Raw genomic sequence first — 25,142 nt, 5'->3', positions numbered from 1 at the left:
ACATGCACTATGGCTCCAATCTCTCAGGGCGCCCGCGGCCGAGCGCGCCTTCGGCACGGGCCTTGAGATAAGCGTAGATGTCGTCGATATAGGGAGCGACATTGGGATCGTTGCCGAAGCCCTTCATGACCGAAGTGCCGCCGCTGCTGCGGCCGTTGCGAACGACGCGCCTGAACTCCTCTACACCGAGCGGCCGGTCGATGAGGGAGGAAGCAAAGCTCGAGCCTATTCCATCGGGACCATGGCAATGGTTGCAGCCGGCATTGTAGCGGCGGTAGCCGTTATAGGTCCGCACATCGGCCTTGCCGCCGACGACCCGGTAGAATCCGTCGGCGGCTGCACCCTCTGCGAACATTCCCCCGCCCGCAAAGCCAAAGGAAACGACAGCCAACAGAACCAGATACTGCAATCGACGCATGTCCCGTTGCCTTGACGGCGCTTCGCGATGTGACCGCGATGCGATTGGCTCTTGGACCTGCGTAAAGATCTCAGACCTTCAGGTCCGGCAAAAGCCTCCACCGCTGCACGAAACGACCGGGATGCTCCTCGATCCAATGCGCGACGAATGCCTGCGCTTGCATAAACGCGACGCCTGGATTCGCGGCCAAGTCCCAAACGATCTCTTCGCGGACCTCGCAAGCCTCGGGCGCACTCGACAGGCAAACCAACATAGTGAGCGTGTAGAGCATCGTCCCCTCCCTTCCGAAGCTCTCGTGCCGGCGGTGTTCACACCCCGAATTGTCGGTGACCAGTCCGGTTTGGAACCGGTCGAAATGAAAACTTCACTCCCTGAGTTCGGCCGATACATTGCCCAATGGGGCGATGCCGGGCTCGTGCACGAACAGGGCCTTGCCGTCGCGTACGATCTCGAAGTCGACCGAAGGTTGGCCGATCTCTTGAGGCACGGAGATCATCAGCCGCTGCCCCGGCTCTAGCGTGGATACGAAGCGGATCGGCTGCTCGTCTGTGCCCGAGGCCAAGGTCGCAACCACACGGTAGCCGTCCTTTTCGACCGTGTAATACACAGCGCCATTAAAGCGGCCGAGATGCATGCTGTGGCCGTTCCCCGGCTTGAGGTCCGAGGCCGCCGCCGCGCCTGTCATGGCGAGCAAGCCCATTGCCAATGCGATAGAACGTTTGGTCATCGCTGTCCCTCCTCCGTGAGCCATCAACTGCCCAATTCAAAGGGCTACATAGTCCTTTGGAGATGATATAAGACGCGCAGCGCGGCAGATTGTCTGTTCCAATGGTGACACCATCAGCCTATGCGCGGACGAGCTCAGGCAAAATCGGTGCAGTCCCCCAATTTCCAGCGACCGATCCCCTAATTTTCGGCAGCTTGCTTGCTGCATGTTCTAAAAAGGCGCGCTGACGTGGTTGCCGGTGGCCTACTGCAGGTCGATGGGCGAAAGCAGCCACGGCTCGCCGCGCAGACGCAGCAGGACTTCCATCCGGTTGGCGGCGTTGAATTTGCCGAGCACGGCGGAGACCTGATGCTCGATCGTGCGAGGCGAGCGCGACAACCGCCGGGCCGCTTCCTTGTTGCTCATGCCTTCAGCCATCAGGGCGAGCACCTGTTGTTCATGCCGCGTCAGGCCGAGAGGGTGACGACGAGCCGCCGCGTAAGGCCCTCTGCGGGTTTTCGGTAACTGGCCGGCAACGCCCAGGCGCCGCGCCTGCTTTCGCGCCAGCGCCGCGGCGGGACGCGCCTCCAACGACTCGAATATGGTTACGGCACGCGCCAGCGACGGGCCCGCCTCGGCTCCGCGAACCTGCATCAGGGCAAGCGCCGCTTCATAGGGAAGCCCCAGGCGTTCCCATTCCTTCGCCGCCGCGAGCGGATCGCCGCTGAGTTCCGCAGCCCGCCGCGAAGGAATCCGCGCGGTCGACGTCGGCAGCGGCCTCGCCATACCGCATCGCTGCCACCAGACGGCCAGTTCGCCCAAATCCCAGGCACGGAAATTGTCGAGATCCATTGCCGCGAGGGCGGTGAGCTGTTCGTGGCTGGCACTCGGGTCTTCGGCGAGCCAGGCGGCTTCAGTTAAGGCGAGGCGGACTGGCACGACGCGCTGGAGCTCGCCAGTCGCCAGTCCCTCCTCGAGTGCTTGGCGAAGAAGGGTCAAGCTACCGGGCTCACCTAGCCGCACGTGCACCCTTCCGAGCACGGTGAGGGCCGGCAGATGCATGACCATCGCCAGCCGTTCCAGATTCATGACGCCCTGCGCAATCGTCTCGGCTTCCCTGAAACGCCCCTGCTCCATCCGAAGCTGCGCCTGCCGACCGAGCAGGTATTGTGCCGCCGAATCGAGATCGTGTTTGGTCGCAAGCGCGATGCCCTCGGCCAGCAAGCGTTCAGCCAGGGCAAAATCCTTGGAGGCAACGGCGCACTCTGCAAAGTTGGTGTAGGCCCGCACGGCATGGTCGTGAAATCCGTGCTCAAGTGCCAACGCCAAGCTTTCCTCCAGCCGCTCACGGCCGCCCGGACGATCGGCGAAGAGAAGCGCTGTGCCGACATTGTTCAAGGCGTGGACGCGCGTTTCGACCTCGCCCAGTTGATCGGCGAGAGCGATCGCCCGCAAACCCCAGTCTATCGCTTCGTCAAAACGGTAGTGCAGCATATGGAGCTGAGAGCGGGTGCTGTAAGCCATTGCCAATTCCGACCGGGGCGACAGCTTCTCCATTTCACGTACCGCCTGGTCCGCGTAATCCTCCGCTGGCTTGCCTTCACCGCGGCGCCAGTGGAGCCGCGACAGCCTGCACAGATTGGGACCGATCTTGTCGGAACGCCCCAGTTCGCGCCAGATCTCAATAGCGTGATGGTGCGCCGCGATCACCGGTTCGTAGACAAGCAGCGAGAGTCCCGCCTCGTAAGCCCAATCCTCGTAAAGCTGGGCGGCCTGCTCGGGTGTGGCTTGCGCAACATACTTCAGGGCCGTCGCCAAATGCGATGCGGCCTCCCGATGGGCGCCCAGGCGGGCAGCATGGGCCGCAGCCTGTGGCGCAAGCTCGAGGACGCGTGCCCCGTCGTCGGCTCCGGCGGCGTGATGGACCCGGCGCCAGAGCAGTGCAGACGCATGCGCCGTCGGGAATTGCGATATCGCCGCTTCCGCTTTTGCATGGAGCGACCTCTGAAGACTCGGTGACAGCCGGTCGAGCGTCGCCTGCCGGGCAAGTTCATGCCGAAACATCAGGTCGCCCTGACAGTCTCGCTGCAACAATCCGCGCGCTACGCACTGGTCCACCAGAGGTTCGGCGTCGGCACCCAATAGAGCCCGGATCAGCCACCGCTCCACACTGCCCGGCACGATGCTGATCACCTCCAGCACTTCCCGTTCACCGGCCGCCAGCCGCGAGAGACGCGCCCAGACGGCATCGCGTATGGAATCCGGCACGCGCCCCGGCTCGGTTTCTCCGCTTGCCAAAAGTTCGGTGATGAAGAAGGGATTGCCCTCCGTAACCTGATAAAGATCAGCCCCGCAGCGCCCCGCCTGTTCAGCCAATACCGCCACGGCTTCGGGAGACAGCGGTTCCAACGAAATACGGGTGACCGACGCCGGCGGCAGGTCGCCGAGTACATGCGTCAGCGGATGATCGGCGCCGATCTCATCGCTGCGCAGGCTGAGCACGAGCACGGCGGAGAGCGAGGAGATGCGGCGACCGAGGTACTTCACGAGGTCGAGAGTGGCGTTGTCGGCCCAGTGCACATCTTCGAAGATGAGTACGAACGCTTCGCCGGCGTGCTGGAGCACATTCAAGAGTGCTGGAAATAGACGCGCGGGCGGAGCTGCCTGATCGAGCAGTGCTGCCACACCGCTGTCAAGAAGTTGCCTCATGTCCTGCAAGGGTCCGAGCGGGCAAGGCGTAAAGAGCGCCTCGCACCAACCCCACAGTACCCGCCAGCCCTTGTCGGCACGCTGCGCAAACGCACGCAGGAGGGCGGTCTTGCCAATTCCCGCTTCGCCTTCGAGCAGCACGGTGCTCCCGCGTCCGGCCGCAGCGCTCCGCGCCGCACCCAGCAAAGCCTCGAGTGGACCCTCTCGGTCGAGCAGCATCGCGAATCCCCCTTGAGAGTATAACAAGAATATCAGCTTTACACGATGAGGCTTTTACCAGTTGAATGCCGCATTTAGACAACATTAAGGATGATTTCTCGATTTTCTCTCCGGAAAAAATCGAGTAATCCCCTTGTGGTTGCTTGCGATCAACGCTGTAACCGGCGCGCGCGCAGCGTTGAAAAGGGCGCATTTATTACCGCTCGCAAACCAAAAGGTTGCAATAAACACAGTATCGAACCGAACTCCGGGTTGAGGACGGCCTGCAAGTCTCGGATTTCTTCGTGACGCGACCGGCCGCACATTCACCGACAGGGTCCAGGTCTTGAGCGACGTCTCGTTGCTTGCAACTTTCAGGAGGGATTCATTCGATTGGCTTCTTGCCACCATTGAACGGCCTGCCCCGCTATCGCCTCCAAGGGCAGACTTGCGTCCACGGCAAGCGTCAACGGCTCCTGATATGGCGGCTCGAGCGTCCGGTATTGGCTTTCGACCAGGCTTGCCGGCATGAAGTGCCCCGGACGCATGGCAACGCGTTCCGCGGCCAGATCTCGTGCGAGATCGAGAAAGACGAACCCCAGTCCCGGTTCCCCCTGCCGAAGCATGTCGCGATAGCTTTTCCTGAGCGCCGAGCAGGTGAGAACAGGGCGCTCCCCGGCAGCAATTGCGGCGGCGATCTCTTCGCTGAGGCGGCAGAGCCATCCGTGCCGATCCTTGTCGGTAAGCGGGACCCCGGCACTCATCTTGGCGATATTGGCGGCAGGATGGAAAGCATCGCCCTCGATCAAGCGGCCTTGATAGAGAGCTGCGATGGCGGCGCCGACGCTGCTCTTTCCGCAGCCAGAAACACCCATGACGACGATACCGCGTATTTGCTCGGCCATGCTTATCCTCCTCAAGATAGCGCTGTCTGATCCAGGCTAATGAATTGCCTTCATGCCGATAGACCCAAGGTGGCTGGAAATGAGCGTCCCCGAAATCGCCGTGGACCGATCCTAGCGGCGAGATCACATTCCTCGTAAGGTAGCCCTGTCTTAATCGACGCGAACCCATATTGGCAAGTGACAAACCATCATGCGTAAGGAAGCCTCCCGCGCCACCGGCCGCCCGACCCTCGCCGAGGTCGCACACCTTGCCGGCGTCTCCCAGATCACCGCATCGCGCGCATTGCGCGACGTCCCTACGGTCGATCCTGTGCTGGCGTCGAAGGTGCGCGAAGCCTCGAAGGCATTGGGCTATGTGCCAAACCCGGCGGCCCGCACGCTCGCATCGGCGCGAAGCCAATCGGTCGTCGTACTCGTCCCCGCCCTCTCCAATCAGTTGTTCGTCGAGACGCTCGAAGCCATTCACACTGTTCTTCGCCCGCGTGGCTATGACGTGTTGATCGGAAACTTCCACTATTCCCGAGAAGAGGAAGAAGAGGTCATTCGCAATTATCTTGCCATCCAGCCCTGCGGCATCCTGCTCACCGGCTTCGATGGCACGGACGCATCCCTGCGCCTGCTCGAAGCAAACAAGATTCCCTGTGTCCATATGATGGAACTGACGAAAGCCGAGGACGTCTATTCAGTTGGCTTCTCTCAGGAGGACGCGGGAGCTGCAATAGCGCGGCATTTTCTGGCGAGAGGAAGGCGCCGGCTGGCTTACGTCGCGGCCCAGCTCGACGCCCGCGTGATACGGCGCGGCGAAGGCTTCAAGCGCGCACTCGCCGAAGCGGGCGTCGATGCACTGGAGCTGGCGGTGCCCGGCCCCTCGTCCGTCGGGCTCGGCGGCGAGCTCTTCGACAAGTTGTTGCGCCAGCATCCGGATGTCGACGGCATTTTCTTTTGCAACGACGACCTGGCGCACGGCGCGATTTTCGAGGCTCAACGGCAGGGTATATCCGTTCCTGGCCGTGTTGCCTTCGTCGGCTTCAACGACCTGCAGATATCGGCCCACATCGTTCCGCGGCTGACCTCGATCCGCACCCCGCGAGAAGATGTCGGCAAGCATGCAGCACATCTGATGCTGGCACTACTTGCAGGCGCAGAGGTCCGTGACCGGACGATCGATCTGGGGTTCGAACTCGTCGTTCGCGAGAGCAGCTGATGCCGGGCGCAGGCGCCAAAACCTTCGAGCGAATTCGAGCGATCGATGCTCTTTTCCGCACCTGCGCGTCATCCCGTTTGATCGAGGTCAACGCGCCACTTGCAACCGTACGACACGCTTTGAATTGGCGCACAATTTCCCTGGATTGCTTCGCTTCAGGGAACCATGCGGCAGAGCCGGTATTCGGTATTCGCCGGCAACGGAATAGACAAACCCGTTTGCCGACCCGCGCCACCCGCGCGGATCCCAACGGGCGTCTACCAACGGAGTCGTGTCCAATGGACGATCACGAGCACCACCACCATCACGGGCAGCACAGCGCAATGAGGCCAAGCCATGGCGAAGGGTTTCAGGCAAAACAGGCGGACGTCGTCTACACCTGCCCCATGCATCCGCAGGTGCGCCAGATCGGCCCGGGCAATTGCCCGATCTGCGGCATGGCGCTCGAGCCGGAGGTGGCGACGGCAGAGACCGGCCCCAGCGCCGAACTCACAGACATGAGACGCCGGTTCTGGATCGGACTGGTGTTGACGATACCGGTGCTTGCGCTCGAAATGGGCGGCCATGTGATCGATCTGCATATGCTGCTTGGAGCGAAGACATCGAACTGGCTGCAGTTCATCTTCGCAACACCGGTGGTGCTGTGGGCAGGTGCACCGTTCTTCGAGCGGGCATGGCGATCCATCGTCAATCGGCACCTCAACATGTTCACGCTGATCGCGATGGGAACCGGCGTTGCCTGGGTCTACAGCGTGGTCGCAACCGCGGCGCCCGGCCTCTTCCCGGCAACCTTCAGCGCCATGGATGGCGCGATCGAGGTCTATTTCGAGGCCGCCGCCGTCATCACGGTGCTTGTCCTGCTCGGGCAGGTGCTGGAATTGCAGGCGCGCGAGCAGACGGGAGGCGCGATCCGCGCGCTTCTGGACCTCGCGCCGAAAACGGCCCGCCGCATCCGCGATGGCGGCGGCGACGAGGACGTGCCGCTCGAAGCTGTTGTCGTCGGAGATCGGTTGCGGGTGCGGCCCGGTGAGAAGGTCCCGGTCGACGGCGTCCTTATCGAGGGACGCAGTTCGGTCGATGAATCAATGATTACCGGAGAATCGATGCCGGTTACCAAGGAGCTCGGCGCCAGCCTTATTGGCGGCACGATGAACCGCACAGGCGGCTTCGTCATGGAAGCGGGGAAGGTCGGGCGCGATACCATGCTGTCGCAGATCGTGCAAATGGTTGCGGATGCCCAGCGCTCGCGCGCTCCGATTCAGCGCCTGGCCGACGAGGTCTCCGGTTGGTTCGTGCCGGTCGTGATGGCAATTGCCGTGATTGCATTTGCCACATGGATGGCAGTGGGACCCGAGCCCCGCTTTGCGCACGGGCTTGTCGCCGCAGTCGCCGTGCTCATCATCGCCTGCCCCTGCGCTCTCGGCCTCGCCACGCCCATGTCGATCATGGTTGGCGTCGGACGGGGCGCGCGGCTCGGCGTGCTGATCAAGAATGCCGAGGCGTTGGAGCGTTTCGAAAAGGTCGACACGCTCGTGGTCGACAAAACCGGGACTCTGACGGAGGGCAAACCCAGAGTGACGTCGATTGAGGTCGCGAACGGCTTTTCCGAGGCCGAATTGCTCCGTTTCGCCGCCACCCTGGAGCGCGCGAGCGAGCATCCGCTTGCGGCGGCGATCGTCGAGGCCGCCAATGACCGCGGCGTGGATCTCGGCACAGCGGAGGATTTCGACAGTCCGGTCGGCAAAGGCGTGACCGGTTCCGTCGACGGTCGCAAGCTCGTCATCGGCAGCCACCGCATCATGGCCGGGGAAAAGGTGGACGTTTCATTACTCAGCGAAAAGGCGGAAGCCTTGCGAAGTGAAGGGGCGACCGTAATCTTTGCCGCGATCGATGGCCGCGTCGGCGGGCTTTTTGCCATCTCCGATCCGATCAAGTCGACCACACCGGCCGCCGTTGAGGCGCTGGTCAAGGAAGGTGTCCGGGTGGTCATGCTGACCGGAGACAACAAGACCACGGCGCATGCGGTCGCCAGGAGGCTCGGCATCAAGGAAGTCGAGGCCGAAATTCTGCCGGAGCATAAGAGCGAGATCGTCGCCCGATTACGCCGGGAGCGCCGGATCGTTGCCATGGCCGGGGACGGGGTGAATGACGCCCCTGCCCTTGCCGCGGCCGATGTCGGCATTGCCATGGGGACCGGAACGGACGTTGCAATCGAGAGCGCCAGCGTGACGTTGCTCAAGGGCGATCTTCAAGGCATCGCACGAGCACGGCAGCTCAGCCACGCCACGATGAAGAACATCCGGCAAAATCTGTTCTTTGCCTTCATCTACAACGCCGCGGGCGTGCCGGTTGCCGCCGGCATCCTTTATCCGGCTTTCGGGCTCCTTCTGTCACCGATCATCGCTGCCGCGGCCATGGCTCTGTCTTCCGTCAGCGTCATCGGCAACGCTCTCAGACTAAGGAGCGCGCAGATATGAGATGGGAGCGCAAATGGACTTTTCTTGCCGCATCGCTCGGAGTCATCGCGGCGTTCTTCGTGCTTCGCGAGCACTGGGCGCACGCCTTGGGTCTCGCTCCCTACCTGCTGCTCCTGGCGTGTCCCCTCATGCATCTTTTTCACGGCCATGGCGGCCATCACCATGACCGACACCAAGGTCACACGACAAAGGACGACTTGAGTTGACCCACGCACATTCTGCACAAGCGGTCGTTGCGGTCACAGCGTCGGCCGAGACGCTGTTCGGCTACCTGGATGACCCGGCCCGGCTCAACTCGCATATGCAGGAGTCCTCGATGATGATGCTTGGCGGACGGATGTCGTACGGATTCGACGAGGCTCGGGGCCGCGCCGTTGGTTCGCTTGTCAGGATGGAGGGAAACGTCCTCGGGCTGAGGCTGTCCGTGGAAGAGGTGATCGTCGAACGTCATCCTCCGCTCCGGAAAACGTGGGAGACGCTAGGACAGCCGAACCTGCTCGTCATCGGGGCCTTCCGGATGGGCTTCGAGATCGATGCCTCCGGCCAGTCCTCGCGCCTGCGCGTATTTATCGACTATGACAACCCCGACTCGGTCGCCGGCAGGATCGTTGGCGCAATATTCGGCCCGATCTACGCTCACTGGTGCGTCAACCGGATGGCGAAAGACGCGCTTGCAAAGTTTTCGAACGAGCCAGGCTGAGCAACTTCCAGAGCAGTTCCAGAAAGAGTGTTTAACGGTTTTCCGTTCGGAATTGCGTCACTTCTAAGACGTAGGTTGCGCCGGCGCTCGTGCGACTTCTTGTTGAAGGTTCCTGATCTCCGAGGCAATTTGCTCGGCGCTGCGCGCGGCATCGGTCCGCCTCCAGCCCCTCTCGCCGCAGTCGCGAGCCAGTTGGCCGGACAGAACATCGAGGTTCGCATCCGAAGGCCCGCCCCTCCGGGCGGCAACGCGGTCACGCAAAAGCGCCGGTTCGGCGTCCAGCCACACAGCAGTAAACGGGACACTGAGCTCACCCGCAAGCTTTTCAATCAGGTTGCGATTGTCCGCCTTGTCAAACACCGCATCGACGATCACGCTGCCTCCCGCGGCCAGGAGCGAGCGGGCCCGCTCTGCCATTTCGCGATAGACCTTTTCCGAAATCTCCGGACGGTAGGCCGAGGGCGGCAGTCTTGTTTCGGCCGAAACGCCATACATGCCCTTTCTGATGCGATCGCTTTCGACAATCCTTGCACCCGGGGCGGCACCCACCTGCGGGGCCAATGTCTCGGCTACCGTCGTCTTCCCGGACCCGCTGAATCCACCGATGGCGATCAGTTGCGCCGGCACGGGTTCGATAAGCGAGCCCGCCAGGTCGAAATAGGATCGCGCTTCGGCAACGAGTTTCGCCGAAGCTTCCCCGCTTTCTTCGACCTGCGTCGCCGTAACGTGCGCCCTGACGGCCGCGCGAATTGCCATCAGATACGGCAGAAGCACGAAACCATCCTCGTCGTCCGAGTGGTCCAGGTAACGATTCACGACCAGGTTTGCGAGATCCGGAAAACCCCGGCGCCAAAGATCCATCAGGAGAAAGGCAAGGTCATAAAGCGTGTCGACCGTGGCGATCTGATCGTTAAACTCGATGCAATCGAACAGGCGCGGCACACCCTCGAACAGGCAGATGTTACGCAGGTGCAGATCGCCATGGCAGCGCCTGACCTTTCCTGCCGCCTCGCGCCGGTCGAGCAGTGCCGCATGGCGCGCGAGGCCTTTCTCGAATGCGAGCGCGAAGGTCGCGAGTTCGTCCTGTTGAAAGACCCGGCTCGTTGCAAATCCCGCGGCATTGATACGGAGAACTCCGGCGATATTTGCAGCGCCTCCCCCATCATGAACGACCGGCGCCGCGCGGTGAAAGCGTGCGATCATCTCCGCAGCCACGGTGATGAGCTCGCGGGTCAACCTGCCGTCGACGGCCATTCGGTCGAAGAGCGATTGCTGATCGAAGCGCGCCATTTCAACAACCGCGTCGACCAATTCCCCATCGCCGTCAAACGCCAGAGCGCCCTCCTTCTCGCGGGTAATGCGCCGAATACCGAGATAGAGTCCCGGCGCCGTCGCGGAGTTGAGCTCCATCTCCTTCCGGCAGGCCTCAAGCCGGAGGCTTGCCGTCGAGAAATCGACATAGGGCAGCTTGACCGCGCGCTTCATTTTGAAAGCGCGCTTGCCGACGAGGAAGATGCGGGAAATATGCGTCTCCATCGTTTCGATCGGCTCGGTGGTGCCATGAGAAGCGGGGGCGCTGAGAAAAGCGACCGCCGCGATCTGGTCTTCCGCTATCACGCATGCCTCCTGTTTCTCTCCGGCTGTCCCATGGAACGCCGTTTGGGGATCGCGCTCATTGACACCGATCAACCACGGCAGCCGACTATTGGAGGAAACTCACAGCCGCCAGGAGCGTTTCACAAAGAGGCTGGGGCCGCACCGCCAGAGCGTCTGCGGATGAGGCTTGATGTAGCTCAATGCAGGATGTGGTCACTCGCCCAGGCTGACAACCGGTAAGCGCAACCAACTCGTCAAGGGAGAACGCTGATGCCCTTCAAGACCATTCTCACTGTCACCGGGGAAGGCAGTTCAGATAGCGATCTGCAAGCGGCCGCCAGTCTCTGCGGCCAAGTGGGCGCTCATCTTTCCGTCCTGGTCGTCGCCATGGCTCCGCCACCGCCGATCGGCGAGTATGCGACCGTTTCCACCATATGGCTGGAACAACGCGACCGCGATCGTGAGGAGCTCGAAGCAACTGTAAGCCATGCTCGCGAAATAATTTCTCGCACCAAGGTGTCTTTCGATATCAGCGGCGTCTACGCAGAAGCCGGGACGGCAGATCGGGACATCGGCGAACGCGCGCTCTACGCCGATCTGGTCCTGATCGGACCAAGCGTTCTGGACCAACCGGACCTGAAGCGGCAGGTAATCAACGGCAGTCTCTTTGAGGCGATGCGACCGATCCTGCTCGTCCCGGCAGGCAACAAGCCCAATCTTCGGCCGAAGACGGTCCTGCTTGCCTGGGATTCGCGCACGGAAGCTGCACATGCGGCGCGCGAGGCTCTCGACCTCATGGCGGCGGCGACGGTCGTCCACGTCACGCTGGTCGATCCCCAGGCTGTTTCCGGAAAGAACGGCGAGGAACCCGGCGCCGATGTCGCCGCCTATCTTGCTCGTCACGGCATCAACGTAACGGTTGACCAGCTGCCGAGCGCAGGCCGTTCTGTCGCAAGCGTGCTGCAGCAGCGTGCCGTCGATATTTCCGCCGACATGATCGTCATGGGGGCGTACGGGCATTCGCGGGTGCGCGAGCTGATCTTCGGCGGGGTCACGAAAACGATGCTCGACGAGGCCGCCATCCCCATCTTGATGGCGCGTTGAGCCGACCATCGCCGGGCGCATTGCTGCGGATCGAGGCCGAACGGAAAACGGCAACACGCGCCACGATCGGAAAGGATCTGTTAAAGTTGCCGATATCGAACACCAAACGATACTTCTCGGATGGAGCATCGGCCCCTCCGGACGGAGATCGCTACAGACGACGCCAGTTGGAGGTTACACCAATGAGCGAAGCTTGGGACCTATCGATTTCACCCGAAAAAGTCTGCTATCTCATAGTCAAGGCCCGCGAATTCGACGTCAAGGATGCCGTGACGGAACCCGACCCGGCATCCAACGCATCCGACGACAACATGGCCTCGGTGCTCGAGGATCAACCGGACGATCCCGTCGAGGCTGAGCTTGCCAGCGCGATTTGGGCACTCAACGAAGACGAGCAGATCGATCTCGTCGCATTGACCTGGCTCGGCCGCGGCGACGGCAGGTTGGAAGACTGGAACGATATTCGTGCTCAGGCTGCCGAGTCCCACAACACCCGAACTGCCGCCTATCTGCTCGGCATACCATTGCTGGCGGACTACCTGGAAGAGGCAATGGCGCAATTCGGCGAGTCCTGCCAGGACTACGAAACAGGGCGCCTCTGACGTCCCTGTGCGCACAGACGAATTGCGAATGCGTCTGCCTGCGGCGGGCCGACACCCCGCGCCCAAAATCGGGAAAGCGGTTGATTTACGTCAATAATTACAAACATTTAACTGGTCGCCGCAGCATGACCGGGCTACTGTCGCAGGGCAACAGAAATCAGAGGTGCACCGTGAAAGTCATCCTGCAGCGATATGCGACGCCGTTCATCACAGGTCTATTTCTCGTTTCGCTCATTTCCGGGATCGCGCTGTTCTTCCATGTCGGCAACGGCGTCCTCAACGAGATGCATGAGTGGCTGAGCCTCGTGCTGGTCCTTCCTTTCGCGCTCCATGTCTGGAAGAACTGGCGGTCGATGACGCATTACCTCGGGCGCCTTCCGATGACGCTCGCGCTGCTGGTCTCGGCAGGAGCGGCCATTGCCATGGCATGGCCGAACGGCGAGAGTCGCAGCGGCGGGCCCCCGCAGATCGCCTTCAGCAGGCAGATCATCGCCCATACCGCGAGCGAGATCGCACCGCTTCTGGGTCAGACGAGCGAAAGCCTGATCGCAACACTCAAGGCGCGCGGGTTCGCAGCACCGGCACCCGACATGGCTTTGATCGAGATTGCCACCAAATCGGGCAAGAACGAATCCCAGCTGGTGCGGGCCCTTTTGCCAAGCCAACCATGACACACAGGCCAGCCACACATGCAAGAGAGCACAACTTTATTCTACAAGCCTGCAACACAGACACATGGTAGCGTTCCCCATAGCGCCGATTGATAGTTGCTGCGCGCTTCGTTCGTCAGGCAAGGGGAGAGCACAAAATGGAACCATCGCCTCCGGGCCAATATGACCCGCTGCCGCTCGTCCTTATTGTCCTTTCGGCCGTAACCGGTCTTGTCGATGCGGTCAGTGTGCTCGGGCTCGGCCAGGTTTTTGTTGCCAACATGACCGGCAACACGGTCTTCCTGGGCTTTGCTATCGGCGGGGCCCCCGGCTTCGATGTCGCGCGTAACCTGACGGCGTTGATCGCCTTTTTTGTCGGCGCATGGGCCGGCGGGCTCATTGCCGTACGCCATGCAACGGCGAGTCGCCGTCGCTGCCTTCTGACCGTTGCAACGGGTGAGGCGCTGCTCTTCTGGATCTCCGCCTTCCTCGCGATCGGATTTGACACCGACGCGTTGGCGCCCACCCGAACTCTTTACCTGCTTATCCTCCTTACCGCCATTGCCATGGGGCTGCGAAATGCGACAGTCCGCGCGCTCAAGGTGCCGGATCTCACCACGACGGTTCTTACACTCACCATCACTGGCCTTGCCGCGGATTCATCGCTTGCCGGCGGCAGCAACAGGAACTGGCAGCGCCGCGTTGCGGCCGTGCTTGCCCTGCTGATCGGCGCAGTCCTGGGCGCGGCCCTGCTACGCTGGAGCGGCTTGACATCGACACTGCTGCTGACCGGCGCCATCGTGCTCGGGGTAACGATCGCTTACGCCTTCCATCCTGCATCCCGCCAGACCGCGGGTGACGCTGCATGAACACCGCGATCGAACGAGGCGAGTTGGCGGGTTTGGTGGCACCGCTGATGGAGCCATTGGCAACCGTGCTGGAGGCCTTCGGCGTCGCCGTCATCATCATTGGCGTGCTCTTCGCCACCGTCCGTTATGTGCGAGACCTGGCCGCGGGTCTCGGCGATGCCGCTTATGATCGCTACCGCGCCAACCTGGGGCGCGGGATCCTGCTTGGTCTCGAACTTCTCATCGGCGCAGATATCATCGCGACCATCACGTCGCCCCTCACCTGGGAGAGTGTCGGCTTGCTGGGGCTGATCGTGCTGATACGAACCTTCTTGAGTTTTTCGCTCGAGGCGGAGATCGAAGGCGAATGGCCTTGGCAAAGGCAGCGGCGCAACAGGGCAGCGGGTCCGAACGACCAGACCGGTTGAGCCGGTGCGCTCAACAGTTCTTGACACGGCGGGCAAAACCGCCGCGACGGGACGGGCATCTCGGCCGCTCCGTTATGGCCGGCCGAGACTATCGGGGCGAGCAGCCTTTCTCTATCAGGCTGCTCGCACACTGGCGTCGAGCGGGATCTCGATATCGACCTCCAGTGTCGAGACCTGTTCGCCGCGGTCCATCTTCACGTTTACCTTGTCGCGGTCGACCTGAACGTGTTTGGCAATGACCGCGAGGATTTCCTCCCGCAGTTGCGCGACGAGATCCGAGTGACCGACCGAGGCTCGCTCGTGTGCGAGCAGGACCTGGAGGCGTTCGCGCGCTGTCGGCGCGGACGTCTGCTTGGTGAAGAAGCTGAAAATACTCATGCTGCCCTCCGTCCGAATATCTTGCCGAACAGGCCGCGCTTTTCGCCGGGAATGGTCATCGATACCGTTTCGCCAGCGAGGCGGCGGGCGGCGTCGAGATAGGCGAGCGCCGGTGCGCTGCGGCTGTCGGCGAGTGTGACCGGCGCGCCGAGGTTCGAGGCGCGCAGAACATCCGTGCTCTCCGGAACGATGCCGAGCAGCGGGATCGAGAGGATCTCGAGCACGTCGTCGACCTTCAGCATGTCGCCGCGTTCGGCGCGCGCGGGATCGTAGCGGGTGAGCAGGAGATGCTTCTCCACCCGCTCGCCGCGCTCGGCCCTTTCCGTCTTTGAGTCGAGAAGGCCGATGATGCGATCCGAGTCGCGGACCGACGAGACTTCCGGGTTGGTGACGATGACGGCAACGTCCGCATGGCGCATGGCGAGCGTGGCACCGCGTTCGATCCCCGCCGGGCTGTCGCAGATGATCCAGTCGAAGTGCTTCTTCAGCTCGGCCATCACCTTTTCGACGCCCTCGGCGGTCAGGCTGTCCTTGTCGCGGGTCTGCGATGCCGGCAGCAGAAAGAGCGTTTCGAGCCGCTTGTCGCGGATCAGCGCCTGCGGCAGCTTGGCGTCGCCCTGTATGACATTGACCAGGTCGTAGACGACTCGCCGCTCGGCGCCCATGACCAGATCGAGATTGCGCAAGCCGACGTCAAAATCGACGACTACCGTCTTCTCGTTTCTCTGCGCCAATGCCGCACCGAGTGCGGCGGTAGACGTCGTCTTGCCGACGCCGCCCTTACCCGATGTAACCACGATTACTTTCGCCATCTTGCACTCCTGTTTCCCGGCCGGCAGCCGGCTCAATTAAGTCTCTCTGCCATGATTGAATCGCCCTCGAGCCAGAGCTGCACTGCCTGCCCGCGAAGGTGTGGCGCCATGTCGTCGGCGGTCTTGTAGACACCGTCGATTGCCAGCAATTCTGCTTCGAGCTTACGGCAGAAGATGCGCGCCGAGGCATTACCCACGGATCCCGCCAGCGCCCGTCCCCGCAGCGTTCCGTAGATGTGGACCGAACCGCCCGCGATGATTTCCGCGCCCGAGGCAACCGACCCGACGACGGTGACATCGCCTTCGGGAAAGATCACCGATTGCCCGGAACGGACGGGTTCCCTGATGATGATCGAAGGCATCGCCCTGACCACCTGCGGCTCGGCGCGAACGACGGGTTCTGCCGGCTTGCCCTGACCGGACTTCGCCGATTCGGCGGCCTGCTCGGCCGACGGAACCTCGAAATCCGGAGCGGGCCGGCCGCCCTTCATGGCCGGGGGCATGCCCGGCTCGAACAGTGACGGGCGCCCGCCTTCGATGCCCATGATGCGCACGTTGCGTTTCGCAAGCTCGGCGATCAGTGCTTTCAACTGCGCCCGATCGATCTCGATGTCTTCCACGTCGAGGACGACCGGCCTGCCCAGGAAAAACCCCGCCGAGCGCGAGGCCAAGTCGTCGAGCCGGGTAAGCCATCCGTCGAGTGGCAGTTCCGGAGAAAGCACGAGCGCCAGGAAGGAGCGCCCCTTGATACGGATCGAGCGAGTATCTGTTAGCACTTTGGTCATCTACGTTAATTTTTGGTTGCCAAGATTTACGTGAATCGCGGTTAACAAATGGTTAACCCGGGCACCCTGCATGAAGCTGGAGAGCCGGATTTGACGACAGAAAAAGCGCTTCTGAAGACGCCACCGCCCACCTGAAGCGAACGGTGATCTTTGCCGGTGTTGCAGCAATTCCGGCGTGGAGCACCTGATCAAGTCATGCCGGCGATCACCGGGCACTCTTTCATCCCGAAATTGGACACCGTTCGATTCGCCTGGGCATCGTCAACGAACACGCGGACGGAAGCTCCTGGTCGCATTTGGCGCCGCCACCATGCTGCCTTTCCAGTCTGAACCCGTGCCTGCGGAACCGATTACTGGCGTTGAACGTTTGATCTTCACGCGAATCCATGCGGCTGACGCGTGATCTTCTTATGCTTTCGAGGAGAACATCCGGTTCGACGTCCCGCCGCCTGTTGGGAGCTAAGCGATGGCTCAGCCGCCGAACTCCGCTGCAGCGACGAAGGCGCCTACTGCCGGGGTACCGGTCGCCGACGAATCGCGGTCCCCCAATCGGACCGCGGCGAGTTCTGGTCGTCCCGTCTACCTGGTGGATGGAGCGCGTACGCCTTTTCTCCGGGCGCGCCACAAGCCGGGACCGTTCACGCCTGTTGATCTTGCCGTGCAATGCGGACGGCCGCTTCTCCTCCGTCAGCCTTTCTCTCGGAATGAATTCGACGTCGTCATTCTCGGCTGCGTCAATGTGATCGCCGACGAGATGAACCCGGCGCGCGTGGCCGCCCTCAGGCTCGGCATGGGGGCGGCGATGACCGCCTTTACCGTCCAGATCAATTGCGGCTCGGGCATGCAGTCGATCGACATAGCCTTCCGCGCGATCGAAGCTGGCAGCGCCGATCTCATTCTCGCCGGCGGAACGGAGGCGCTGTCCCATGCACCACTGGTGCTCCGCCAGCACGCCGTCGAATGGTTCGGCGGCTTTACAACGGCGAAGACACCCTGGGAAAAAGCCACTGCCTTGGCGGGTTTGAGACCGGAGATGGCGAGGCCTGTGGTCGGCCTCGAACGCGGACTTACCGATCCGATCACCGATCTCAATATGGGCCAGACGGCAGAAGTAATCGGCCATCTGTTCGGTATCACGCGCGAAGCTGCTGACACCTACGCCCTGGAAAGCCATCAACGGCTGGAGCGCGCGCAGAATGAAGGCTTCCTCGCGGGAGAGGTCATCCCGGCGATCTCCCGAAACGGCATGCTCTACGATCACGATGACGGCGTGCGGCCGGACACGTCGATGGACAAGCTCGCGAAGTTGCAGGCGGTTTTCGAAAAGCCCTACGGCAACGTCACCGCCGGCAATTCATCCCAAGTCACCGATGGCGCCTGCTGGGTTGTCCTCGCATCGGAAGACGCGATGAACAGGCACAAGCTCGCGCCGCTCGCCCGCATCGTCGACAGTGAATGGTCGGCCCTCGATCCCTCGATCATGGGGCTCGCCCCGACATTGTGTTCGACTGAAATCATGAAACGCAGAAAGCTTTCTCGCGACGACATCGATCTTTGGGAACTCAATGAAGCCTTCGCAGCGCAGGTTCTTGCCTGCCTCGCCGCATGGGAGAACGAGGAATATTGCCGCGACGTGCTCGGTCTCGACGGCATCTTCGGGCGCATCGAACGGGTCCGGCTCAATGTCGACGGAGGGGCGATCAGCCTCGGGCATCCGGTCGGCACGAGCGGAAACCGCCTCGTGCTTCATCTCGCCAACGCGATGCGCCGGCTCGGGGTGAAGCGCGGCATCGCCACCGAGTGCATCGGCGGTGGGCAAGGCGGCGCCATGCTTCTGGAGGTTGTGTAATGCCAACCGGGAAAACCTCCGTCTGGGAAACGCTCGCCCCACGAAACAGGGAGTTCGGGCCAGGAACCGTCCTGAAGGCTTTCACCCATTGGCGGCTGAGCAAGGGACCGGACGAAATCGCCTGGCTCGCGCTCGACAGGGCCAACGAAAGCGCGAACACGCTGTCGGAAGCAGTCATCGCCGAACTCGACACGGCGCTTGCCGAGGTTGAGGGCATGGGAGCCAAGGGTCTCGTCATCCGCTCGGCCAAGAAGGGCGGCTTCATCGCCGGCGCTGACATCCGCGACTTCAAAGGCGCGACCGAAGGGCGCGACGTGGAGAAGCGTATGCGGTGGGCGCACGGGCTCATCGACCGGCTGGCGGCGCTCGCGATACCGACCGTGGCGGTGATCCATGGCTATTGCCTCGGCGGCGGTCTGGAAATCGCACTCGCCTGCAAATACCGCATTGCTTTGAGTGACGCGAAACTGGGCTTTCCGGAGATAAGGCTCGGCCTGCATCCCGGACTCGGCGGGACGTTCCGGCTGACGGCGCTGATCGATCCCGTCGAGGCGATGACGATAATGCTGACGGGAAAGACCGTGCACGCGAAAAAAGCGAAGGCGCTCGGTCTCGTCGACGAGGTCATCGAGGAACGCCATGTCGAAAATGCCGTGCGCGCCGCCGTCGCGGGCGAGATGAGGACGGATCGCGGCAGCTGGAAATCGGGTCTGCTCGGCCTCGCGCCGGCGCGCCAGCTCGCCGCTCGCCAGTTTCGTGCCGAAGCCGAGAAACGAGCGCCGAGGCAGCACTATCCGGCGCCCTACCGTCTCATCGATCTCTGGGAGGAGCATGGCGGCGATGCCAAGGCAATGCAAACGGCCGAGATCACCTCATTCTCGGAACTGCTTGTCAGCGAGACGGCACAGAACCTCATGCGTGTCTTCTTCCTGCGCGAAAAGCTGAAGGACTCCGCCAAGCGCGAAAGCGGCATTCGGCACGTCCACGTCATCGGGGCGGGCACGATGGGTGGCGACATCGCTGCCTGGTGTGCGGCGCGAGGGTTGCGTGTCACGCTCGCCGACCTCGACCACGAGATCATCGCCAAGGCGATCGGCCGCGCCGCTGAGTTCTACGACAAGAAGCTTCATTCGAGCATCGAACGCCGCGACGCCCTCGACCGTCTGATCCCCGATTTCGAGGGGGCGGGCGTCGCCAAGGCGGATCTGGTCATCGAGGCAGTCGTCGAGAAGGCGGACGTCAAACGCAAGGTGTTTGACGGGATCGCGCCAAAAATGAAGGAGGACGCCATCCTCGCCACCAACACGTCGAGCATTCCGCTCGAGGTGCTGCGCGAGGGGCTGGCCTTTCCGGACCGACTTGTCGGCCTGCATTTCTTCAACCCGGTCGCCAAGATGGAGCTCGTCGAGGTTGTTGCTCACGACCAGGCGAGCCAGGCGACGCTCGATAGGGTGCACGGCTTCTGCGGCGCGATCGACCGGCTGCCCGCCGCCGTGAAGAGCGCGCCCGGCTTCCTCGTCAACCGTGCTCTGACGCCGTATCTCACCGAGGCTTTCGTCATGATCGACGAGGGAACACCAAAGGAGACCATCGACAGGGCGGCGGAGGATTTCGGAATGCCGATGGGGCCGATAGAGCTCGCCGACCGCGTCGGGCTCGACATCGGCCTCGACGTCGTCCGGATGCTCAAGAACAATCTCGACGATCCCATTCCCGAGATTCCGGCCTGGCTGGAAAAGAAGGTTGAAACCGGCGAGACCGGCCGAAAAGCGGGCAAGGGACTCTATGCTTACGACGACAAGGGCAAGCCGAAAAGGGCTTCCGGAGCATCGCCACCCGGTCCGGAGATGACGGATCGCCTCCTTCTGCCCATGCTCAACGCCTGTGTGCGCTGCCTGCGCGAGGGCATCGTCGAGGATGAAGAGACGCTCGACGGCGCGATGATCTTCGCGACCGGTTTCGCGCCGTTCCGCGGCGGGCCGATGCACTATGCCCGCAGCCGCGGCGCGGCGGACATCGTCGAGACGCTGAAGCGGCTCGAAGAGCGGCACGGCTCCCGGTTTGCGCCCGACAAGGGTTGGGAGGCATTGGGCTGGGAGGCATTGAGCGGACAAACGTGACGGGCAAGCCAGACCAGCATCAACAGGCCGAAAGCATCGCCGACCGCATCATCGAGCGCCTTGACGGGCGCATCGTTCTCGGGCTTCCACTCGGACTTGGCAAAGCCAATCTCGTCGCCAACGCTTTGTTCGACCGGGCCGTCAAGGACAGGGCGATCGATCTTGAGATACTCACGGCGCTGACGCTGGAAAAACCTTCCTGGTCGAGCGACATGGAACGCCGCTTCGTCGAGCCACTGGTTGAACGGCTATATTCGGGCTGCCCGGACATCGCATACGCCAAGGCGCTGCGCGAAGGCGAATTGCCGGAAAACATCCGTGTCAGCGAGTTCTTTTTCGTCGCCGGTCGCTGGCTCGCGGTCGAGATCGCCCAGCAGAACTACATCTCGGCCAACTACACCCATGTCGGCCGCTACCTCATCGACCGCGGCATCAACGTGCTCGCGCAACTTGTGGCAAAGCGCGGCAACGGCGTGGACGCCGAGTACAGCCTGTCCTGCAATACCGACATCACGCTCGATGTCCTGCCGAAGATAAGGGCGCGGCGGGAATCTTTTCTGCTGGTAGGCGAAGTCAGCTCGCAATTGCCCTTCATGCCGGGCGAGGCGGCGCTGCCGGCCGGCGAATTCGATTTCATTCTCGACGGACCCGATTGCGATCGGCCGCTCTTCGTCGTGCCGAGGGCGCCGGTATCGATGGCCGACCACGCCATCGGCATCCATGCGGCAAGCCTGGTGAAGGATGGCGGAACGCTGCAGATCGGCATCGGCTCGCTCGGCGACGCGCTGACGTCGGGTCTGATCATGCGGCAGCGGCGGCCCGAGCTCTTCGCCGACGCGCTGCATCGCCTCTCTCCGGAGAGCGCGGTTGCAAAGCGGGAGACCGGAGCCTTCGAGACGGGCCTCTACGCCGCCAGCGAAATGTTCGTCGACGGCTTCATGGACCTCTACCGGGAAGGCATCCTCAGGCGTCGTGCCTCGGACGGGGCAATCCTGCATTCCGGCTTCTTTGTCGGCAGCGACGCGTTCCACCGGTTTCTGCGCGGCCTGCCGGAGGAGGAACGGGCGCTTTTCCGGATGCGGGGCATTTCCTTCGTCAATGAACTCTACGGTGAGGAGGATCAAAAACGCGCCGATCGGGTGAACGCGCGTTTCGTCAACAATGCGATGATGGTGACGCTCATGGGAGCAACCGTTTCGGATGCGCTCGCGGACGGCCGCGTCGTCTCGGGCGTCGGCGGGCAGTACAATTTCGCCGCCCAGGCCTTCGCGGTCGAAGGCGGGCGCTCCATCATCACGCTCAATGCTGCGCGCCAGGCGCACGGCCGCCTTGAATCGCGCCTTGTCTGGTCCTACGGCCACGTGACCTTGCCGCGGCACCTGCGCGACATGGTCGTCACCGAATACGGCGTTGCCGATCTCTGCGGCAAATCCGACCGCGACTGCATCGCCGCCATGCTGGCAATCGCCGATTCGGCCTTTCAGAACGAACTGCTCGACAAGGCGAAATCCGCCGGCAAGATCGAAAAGGATTTTACCATCCCGTCGGACTGCAGCCGCAATACGCCGGCGCGCATAGCCGAAGCGCTTCTCCCGCTGCGCATGCAAGGCTGGTGCGCCCCATTTCCGTTCGGCACGGAGTACACCGAGGAGGAGCAGCGCCTGGTTCCGGCGCTGCGGCATCTTAAGCATATAAGTGCCTCCAGACGATTGCTCGCGCGCGCGGTCCTCGCGTCTTTGGCCGAAGACCGGCCCAACCACGAGGAGCGCGCGGCACTCGAAAGAATGCAGCTCGCGGCCCCGACGACCCTGCGCGAAAGGTTCTATGCAAAGCTCCTTCTCTGGGCGCTCAGGCGCAGTCAAGATCGTTGATGGCCTGGCGCAGGCGCAGGTCCAATATGCCGCGTCTCACTGCGTGGCATCGGAGCGCGCCGAGCGCTCGTCACGGGTCGTCTTCTTTCGTCGATGCTGCGTTGCAATCGGCGATATCTCTTCCATGGGAAATGCGTCGACTGCAATCACACGGTCCACCGCCGCCTTGGCTTCGGTGAGTTGCGCGAATTCAGCTTCGCTGATGAGACCCTTGTCGCGGGCCGCTTCGAAGTCACGGACATCCATATCGCGCATCTTCTTTTCGAGGGGTGCCACCGCGATCACGTGCCTGAGAGCCCGCTCGAGATCCTTCAGCGGATGCTCCGCGTGTCCTTCACCGAGGTAGATGTCTGGCGTCAGCCGGTCGCGCTGCGGCGAATCCTTCATCAGTGTTTCGGCCACCGCGCTCGTCAGTTCATCGGACGGCGTCGGAGCGGATACGCCAGCAGGGAAAGCGACAAGTCTCGCAAGGAATGCCGCCCAGCGCGACGGCAGATTGTCGAGTATGCCGGCAAAGGCGGCCGCGATGCGGCCCTGCCCCTGGCGCATCAAATAGTCGACGATAGGTCGGTCTTCCTCATGCCGACCCTCTGCCTCGAATCGCTTCAGAACCGCGCCGAGCAGGTAGAGTTCAGAAAGTATGTCACCGAGCCTGGCTGAGATCATTTCCTTGCGCTTGAGCGCGCCGCCCAACGTCAGCAGCGAGAGATCCGCAAGCAGCGCGAAGGCTGCGGCATGCCGCGAGAGCTGTTTCCAGTAGCCGGGCATCGCCGCCCCATCCGGGGCCGGACCGATGCGCCCGCCCGACCAGCCGCGGATGAAGGCGCGCCAAAGCGTAGCGAAAGCATGGCCGACATGGCGCCAGAGCATCTTGTCGAAGGTGTCCAGGCCCTTCTCCCCGTCCTGTTCGGATAGCGCCAGAATTTCCTTCAGCATGTAGGGATGGGAGCGCACCGCGCCCTGGCCGAAGATCATCAGGTTGCGCGTGAGAATATTGGCGCCTTCGACCGTGATTCCGATCGGCACCGACCTGTATTGGCTGGCGAGATAATTCCTCGGACCGTCGATGATCGCCTTGCCGCCGTGGATGTCCATCGCCTTCCCGACGGAATCGCGCATCCGCTCGGTGGCATGGAACTTCATGATGGCCGAGATCACCGACGGCCTGTGTCCCTCGTCGAGAGCGGCGATGGTGAGCCGTCGTGCGGCATCGATCTGGTAAATGTTTGCGGCAATATCGGCAAGCGGCTTCCGGATGCCCTCGAACATGCCGATCGGCACGTCGAACTGGGTCCTGACCCGCGCATAGGCGCCGGCGGAGCGTGCGCATATGGCCGCCGCCGCCGCCGATTGCGCCGGCAGCGAAATGCCGCGGCCAGCCGCGAGCGCCGTCATCAGCATCTTCCAGCCTTGTCCTATCTGCTTCTCGCCGCCCAAGATCAGGTCAAGCGGCAAGAACACGTCCTTGCCGTAAAGCGGACCATTCTGGAAATGGGTGAATTGCGGAATGTGCCGTTCGCCATGCGTGACGCCTGGCATCGACGTCGGCAACAACGCGACCGTGATGCCGAGTTTCTTGCCGCGGCCGAGGTGATTTTCAGGGTCGTACATCTTGAAGGCGATACCCGCCACGGTGGCGATCGGGCCGAGCGTGATGTAACGCTTGTGGAAGTTAAGCCTGACGCCCAGGACCTTTTCGCCCTCCCATTCGCCATACTCGACGACGCCGGTGTCGGTCATCGCTGCCGCGTCCGAGCCGGCGTCTGGCGAGGTCAGGGCAAAACAGGGAATCTCGCGCCCGTCGGCGAGCCTGGGCAGCCAGTAATCGCGCTGCTCGTCGGTGCCGAAATGCATCAGCAATTCGCTGGGGCCAAGCGAGTTCGGCACCATCACCGTCACACCGGCCACGACGCTGCAGGAGGAGACGGTACGGACGACCTCCGAATGCGCGGTGTTTGAAAAGCCGAGGCCGCCATATTTTTTCGGGATGATCATGCCGAAGAACTTCTTCCCGCGCAGGAAATCCCAGACCTCACGCGGCAGGTCACGTTGCTCCCAGTTTATTTTCCAGTCATCCACCATCGCACAAAGTTCGCGCACCGGCCCACGCATGAAGTCCTGCTCTTCTGCGGACAGTTTCGCTGGCGGCATGGCGAGAAGCTTTCGCCAGTCGGGATCGCCGGTGAAAAGCTCGCCATCCCACCACACCGTGCCCGCCTCAATTGCGTCCCGTTCGGTCTCAGAGATCGGCGGCATGATGCGCGAGGCCCATTTGAAGACTGGCCTGGTAATGGTGTCGCGTCGGAAAGTGCGCAGCCTCATGGGAAACCGCCTCCGTTCCTTATGCCATTCTAGCTGGAATGCCGCGCATCGCGATCAGTTCCAGCCTCCTCGTGCGAAGCATGGACGCACGATTGCGTTCCAGGAGCGCGAATGTTCCGGACGGAGTTGAGGGAAAATTCGCGCGCATCACCGGCGCGATAGCCTGGTAGGCCTACATGAAGCTCTGAGCATGAGCCCATGGCTGCATGCCTGCGTTCGGAGGCGCTTTCCTTCCTTAAATCAAACGGGAGCTTCGTCGGCCCGCCATCAAGTCTCGGGCCCGGGGGCATGAGCGTCACGTTCACTGCAGGGGATGGCGGAACTTTATTCCCATTTCGCGGTTGCGTTGTGCGCAAAACCTTATTCTTTCGAGGAGTGCGAGATGGCGACTAACCTCAAGGACGCAAAGACCGCAAAGACTTCAAAGGGCACGCATGGCGGAAATCGCGGAGGCGAACAG

Annotated in this window: 22 protein-coding genes; 12 read left to right on the top strand and 10 right to left on the bottom strand. The window is 62.4% G+C overall.

Features of this window, described 5'->3' with window-relative positions:
• Positions 1-7 precede the first annotated feature (7 nt).
• The 5 genes from GHK62_RS06200 to GHK62_RS06180 form a co-directional block, all read right to left on the bottom strand.
• Complete coding sequence (locus GHK62_RS06200) at positions 8-418, bottom strand: c-type cytochrome (protein ID WP_153437447.1); 411 nt, start codon at positions 416-418, stop codon at positions 8-10.
• Between the two features lie 70 nt (positions 419-488).
• A complete protein-coding gene (locus tag GHK62_RS06195) occupies positions 489-689 on the bottom strand; it encodes a hypothetical protein (RefSeq protein ID WP_153437446.1) in 201 nt (66 codons plus the stop codon).
• A gap of 93 nt (positions 690-782) precedes the next feature.
• Positions 783-1,145 carry a hypothetical protein gene (locus tag GHK62_RS06190; RefSeq protein ID WP_153437445.1) on the bottom strand — a complete coding sequence of 121 codons (363 nt, stop codon included), beginning with the start codon at positions 1,143-1,145 and terminating at the stop codon, positions 783-785.
• 243 nt (positions 1,146-1,388) lie between these two features.
• On the bottom strand, positions 1,389-4,052 hold the full coding sequence (locus tag GHK62_RS06185; RefSeq protein ID WP_153437444.1) for an ATP-binding protein: 2,664 nt from the start codon (positions 4,050-4,052) through the stop codon (positions 1,389-1,391).
• A gap of 353 nt (positions 4,053-4,405) precedes the next feature.
• On the bottom strand, positions 4,406-4,936 hold the full coding sequence (locus GHK62_RS06180) for a gluconokinase (protein ID WP_234886785.1): 531 nt from the start codon (positions 4,934-4,936) through the stop codon (positions 4,406-4,408).
• Positions 4,937-5,126: 190 nt separating this feature from the next.
• Here GHK62_RS06180 and gntR point away from each other — a divergent pair, with 190 nt between their 5' ends.
• The 4 genes from gntR (at position 5,127) to GHK62_RS06160 (ending at position 9,317) form a co-directional block, all read left to right on the top strand.
• Complete coding sequence (gene gntR / locus GHK62_RS06175; protein ID WP_153437443.1) at positions 5,127-6,140, top strand: HTH-type transcriptional regulator GntR; 1,014 nt, start codon at positions 5,127-5,129, stop codon at positions 6,138-6,140.
• A 323-nt stretch (positions 6,141-6,463) separates the two neighbouring features.
• A complete protein-coding gene (locus tag GHK62_RS06170; protein ID WP_234886792.1) occupies positions 6,464-8,617 on the top strand; it encodes a copper-transporting P-type ATPase in 2,154 nt (717 codons plus the stop codon).
• Positions 8,614-8,823 carry a DUF2933 domain-containing protein gene (locus GHK62_RS06165; protein ID WP_153437441.1) on the top strand — a complete coding sequence of 70 codons (210 nt, stop codon included), beginning with the start codon at positions 8,614-8,616 and terminating at the stop codon, positions 8,821-8,823. Before GHK62_RS06170 ends, GHK62_RS06165 begins: the two co-directional genes overlap by 4 nt.
• The gene (locus GHK62_RS06160; RefSeq protein WP_153437440.1) at positions 8,820-9,317 is read left to right on the top strand and encodes an SRPBCC family protein; all 498 of its coding nucleotides are present in this window, start codon (positions 8,820-8,822) and stop codon (positions 9,315-9,317) included. Before GHK62_RS06165 ends, GHK62_RS06160 begins: the two co-directional genes overlap by 4 nt.
• A gap of 63 nt (positions 9,318-9,380) precedes the next feature.
• On the opposite strand, the gene GHK62_RS06155 is transcribed toward GHK62_RS06160, so the two are convergent.
• Complete coding sequence (locus tag GHK62_RS06155; protein ID WP_283065195.1) at positions 9,381-10,934, bottom strand: bifunctional aminoglycoside phosphotransferase/ATP-binding protein; 1,554 nt, start codon at positions 10,932-10,934, stop codon at positions 9,381-9,383.
• Positions 10,935-11,183: 249 nt separating this feature from the next.
• On the opposite strand from GHK62_RS06155, the gene GHK62_RS06150 reads away from it, so the two are divergent.
• From GHK62_RS06150 to GHK62_RS06130, 5 genes are all read left to right on the top strand, one after another.
• Entirely contained in the window at positions 11,184-12,017 is an 834-nt protein-coding gene (locus tag GHK62_RS06150) for a universal stress protein (RefSeq protein ID WP_153437439.1), read from the top strand.
• 182 nt (positions 12,018-12,199) lie between these two features.
• Positions 12,200-12,619 carry a DUF3775 domain-containing protein gene (locus GHK62_RS06145; protein ID WP_153437438.1) on the top strand — a complete coding sequence of 140 codons (420 nt, stop codon included), beginning with the start codon at positions 12,200-12,202 and terminating at the stop codon, positions 12,617-12,619.
• 170 nt (positions 12,620-12,789) lie between these two features.
• Positions 12,790-13,290, top strand: a complete 501-nt coding sequence (locus tag GHK62_RS06140; RefSeq protein WP_184108668.1) for a DUF4405 domain-containing protein — start codon at positions 12,790-12,792, stop codon at positions 13,288-13,290.
• Positions 13,291-13,427: 137 nt separating this feature from the next.
• Positions 13,428-14,138 carry a YoaK family protein gene (locus GHK62_RS06135; protein ID WP_153437436.1) on the top strand — a complete coding sequence of 237 codons (711 nt, stop codon included), beginning with the start codon at positions 13,428-13,430 and terminating at the stop codon, positions 14,136-14,138.
• Positions 14,135-14,545, top strand: a complete 411-nt coding sequence (locus GHK62_RS06130) for a DUF1622 domain-containing protein (RefSeq protein ID WP_153437435.1) — start codon at positions 14,135-14,137, stop codon at positions 14,543-14,545. The genes GHK62_RS06135 and GHK62_RS06130 overlap by 4 nt, the downstream gene beginning before the upstream one ends.
• A 114-nt stretch (positions 14,546-14,659) precedes the next feature.
• Here the strand turns inward: GHK62_RS06130 and minE are convergent, their stop codons facing one another.
• From minE to minC, 3 genes are read right to left on the bottom strand one after another with little or no spacing between them, the layout of a single operon-like run.
• On the bottom strand, positions 14,660-14,923 hold the full coding sequence (minE, locus tag GHK62_RS06125; protein WP_136505140.1) for a cell division topological specificity factor MinE: 264 nt from the start codon (positions 14,921-14,923) through the stop codon (positions 14,660-14,662).
• Positions 14,920-15,735, bottom strand: a complete 816-nt coding sequence (minD, locus tag GHK62_RS06120; RefSeq protein WP_153437434.1) for a septum site-determining protein MinD — start codon at positions 15,733-15,735, stop codon at positions 14,920-14,922. Before minD ends, minE begins: the two co-directional genes overlap by 4 nt.
• 32 nt (positions 15,736-15,767) lie before the next feature.
• Positions 15,768-16,520: a septum site-determining protein MinC gene (minC, locus tag GHK62_RS06115; RefSeq protein WP_153437433.1), complete on the bottom strand. Its 753-nt coding sequence runs from the start codon at positions 16,518-16,520 to the stop codon at positions 15,768-15,770.
• A 466-nt stretch (positions 16,521-16,986) separates the two neighbouring features.
• On the opposite strand from minC, the gene GHK62_RS06110 reads away from it, so the two are divergent.
• From GHK62_RS06110 to GHK62_RS34970, 3 genes are read left to right on the top strand one after another with little or no spacing between them, the layout of a single operon-like run.
• Positions 16,987-18,369 (top strand): acetyl-CoA C-acetyltransferase, encoded by a 1,383-nt coding sequence (locus GHK62_RS06110; RefSeq protein WP_153437432.1) that lies wholly within the window; start codon positions 16,987-16,989, stop codon positions 18,367-18,369.
• Entirely contained in the window at positions 18,369-20,489 is a 2,121-nt protein-coding gene (locus GHK62_RS06105; protein WP_153437431.1) for a 3-hydroxyacyl-CoA dehydrogenase NAD-binding domain-containing protein, read from the top strand. The genes GHK62_RS06110 and GHK62_RS06105 overlap by 1 nt, the downstream gene beginning before the upstream one ends.
• The gene (locus tag GHK62_RS34970; RefSeq protein WP_184108670.1) at positions 20,486-22,360 is read left to right on the top strand and encodes an acetyl-CoA hydrolase/transferase C-terminal domain-containing protein; all 1,875 of its coding nucleotides are present in this window, start codon (positions 20,486-20,488) and stop codon (positions 22,358-22,360) included. The genes GHK62_RS06105 and GHK62_RS34970 overlap by 4 nt, the downstream gene beginning before the upstream one ends.
• A 36-nt stretch (positions 22,361-22,396) precedes the next feature.
• Here the strand turns inward: GHK62_RS34970 and GHK62_RS06095 are convergent, their stop codons facing one another.
• Positions 22,397-24,682: an acyl-CoA dehydrogenase gene (locus GHK62_RS06095; protein WP_153437430.1), complete on the bottom strand. Its 2,286-nt coding sequence runs from the start codon at positions 24,680-24,682 to the stop codon at positions 22,397-22,399.
• Positions 24,683-25,142 lie beyond the last annotated feature (460 nt).

Origin of the sequence: Sinorhizobium terangae, from assembly GCF_009601505.1 — a bacterium.
Classification (GTDB): Bacteria; Pseudomonadota; Alphaproteobacteria; order Rhizobiales; family Rhizobiaceae; genus Sinorhizobium; species Sinorhizobium terangae.
Note: the sequence above shows the minus strand (reverse complement) of the source record. Positions and strands in the feature narration are given on the sequence as shown.

Bases quoted from the DNA above. Each gene is read 5' to 3' on its own strand.
- GHK62_RS06170 (WP_234886792.1), top strand. From the start codon at position 6,464: ATGAGGCCAAGCCATGGCGAAGGGTTTCAGGCAAAACAGGCGGACGTC.
- minD (WP_153437434.1), bottom strand. From the start codon at position 15,735: ATGGCGAAAGTAATCGTGGTTACATCGGGTAAGGGCGGCGTCGGCAAG.
- minC (WP_153437433.1), bottom strand. From the start codon at position 16,520: ATGACCAAAGTGCTAACAGATACTCGCTCGATCCGTATCAAGGGGCGC.
- GHK62_RS06195 (WP_153437446.1), bottom strand. From the start codon at position 689: ATGCTCTACACGCTCACTATGTTGGTTTGCCTGTCGAGTGCGCCCGAG.
- GHK62_RS06145 (WP_153437438.1), top strand. From the start codon at position 12,200: ATGAGCGAAGCTTGGGACCTATCGATTTCACCCGAAAAAGTCTGCTAT.
- GHK62_RS06185 (WP_153437444.1), bottom strand. From the start codon at position 4,052: ATGCTGCTCGACCGAGAGGGTCCACTCGAGGCTTTGCTGGGTGCGGCG.
- GHK62_RS06095 (WP_153437430.1), bottom strand. From the start codon at position 24,682: ATGAGGCTGCGCACTTTCCGACGCGACACCATTACCAGGCCAGTCTTC.
- GHK62_RS06105 (WP_153437431.1), top strand. From the start codon at position 18,369: ATGCCAACCGGGAAAACCTCCGTCTGGGAAACGCTCGCCCCACGAAAC.
- GHK62_RS06150 (WP_153437439.1), top strand. From the start codon at position 11,184: ATGCCCTTCAAGACCATTCTCACTGTCACCGGGGAAGGCAGTTCAGAT.
- GHK62_RS06110 (WP_153437432.1), top strand. From the start codon at position 16,987: ATGGCTCAGCCGCCGAACTCCGCTGCAGCGACGAAGGCGCCTACTGCC.
- GHK62_RS06135 (WP_153437436.1), top strand. From the start codon at position 13,428: ATGGAACCATCGCCTCCGGGCCAATATGACCCGCTGCCGCTCGTCCTT.
- gntR (WP_153437443.1), top strand. From the start codon at position 5,127: ATGCGTAAGGAAGCCTCCCGCGCCACCGGCCGCCCGACCCTCGCCGAG.
- GHK62_RS06130 (WP_153437435.1), top strand. From the start codon at position 14,135: ATGAACACCGCGATCGAACGAGGCGAGTTGGCGGGTTTGGTGGCACCG.
- GHK62_RS06190 (WP_153437445.1), bottom strand. From the start codon at position 1,145: ATGACCAAACGTTCTATCGCATTGGCAATGGGCTTGCTCGCCATGACA.
- GHK62_RS06200 (WP_153437447.1), bottom strand. From the start codon at position 418: ATGCGTCGATTGCAGTATCTGGTTCTGTTGGCTGTCGTTTCCTTTGGC.
- GHK62_RS06165 (WP_153437441.1), top strand. From the start codon at position 8,614: ATGAGATGGGAGCGCAAATGGACTTTTCTTGCCGCATCGCTCGGAGTC.
- minE (WP_136505140.1), bottom strand. From the start codon at position 14,923: ATGAGTATTTTCAGCTTCTTCACCAAGCAGACGTCCGCGCCGACAGCG.
- GHK62_RS06180 (WP_234886785.1), bottom strand. From the start codon at position 4,936: ATGGCCGAGCAAATACGCGGTATCGTCGTCATGGGTGTTTCTGGCTGC.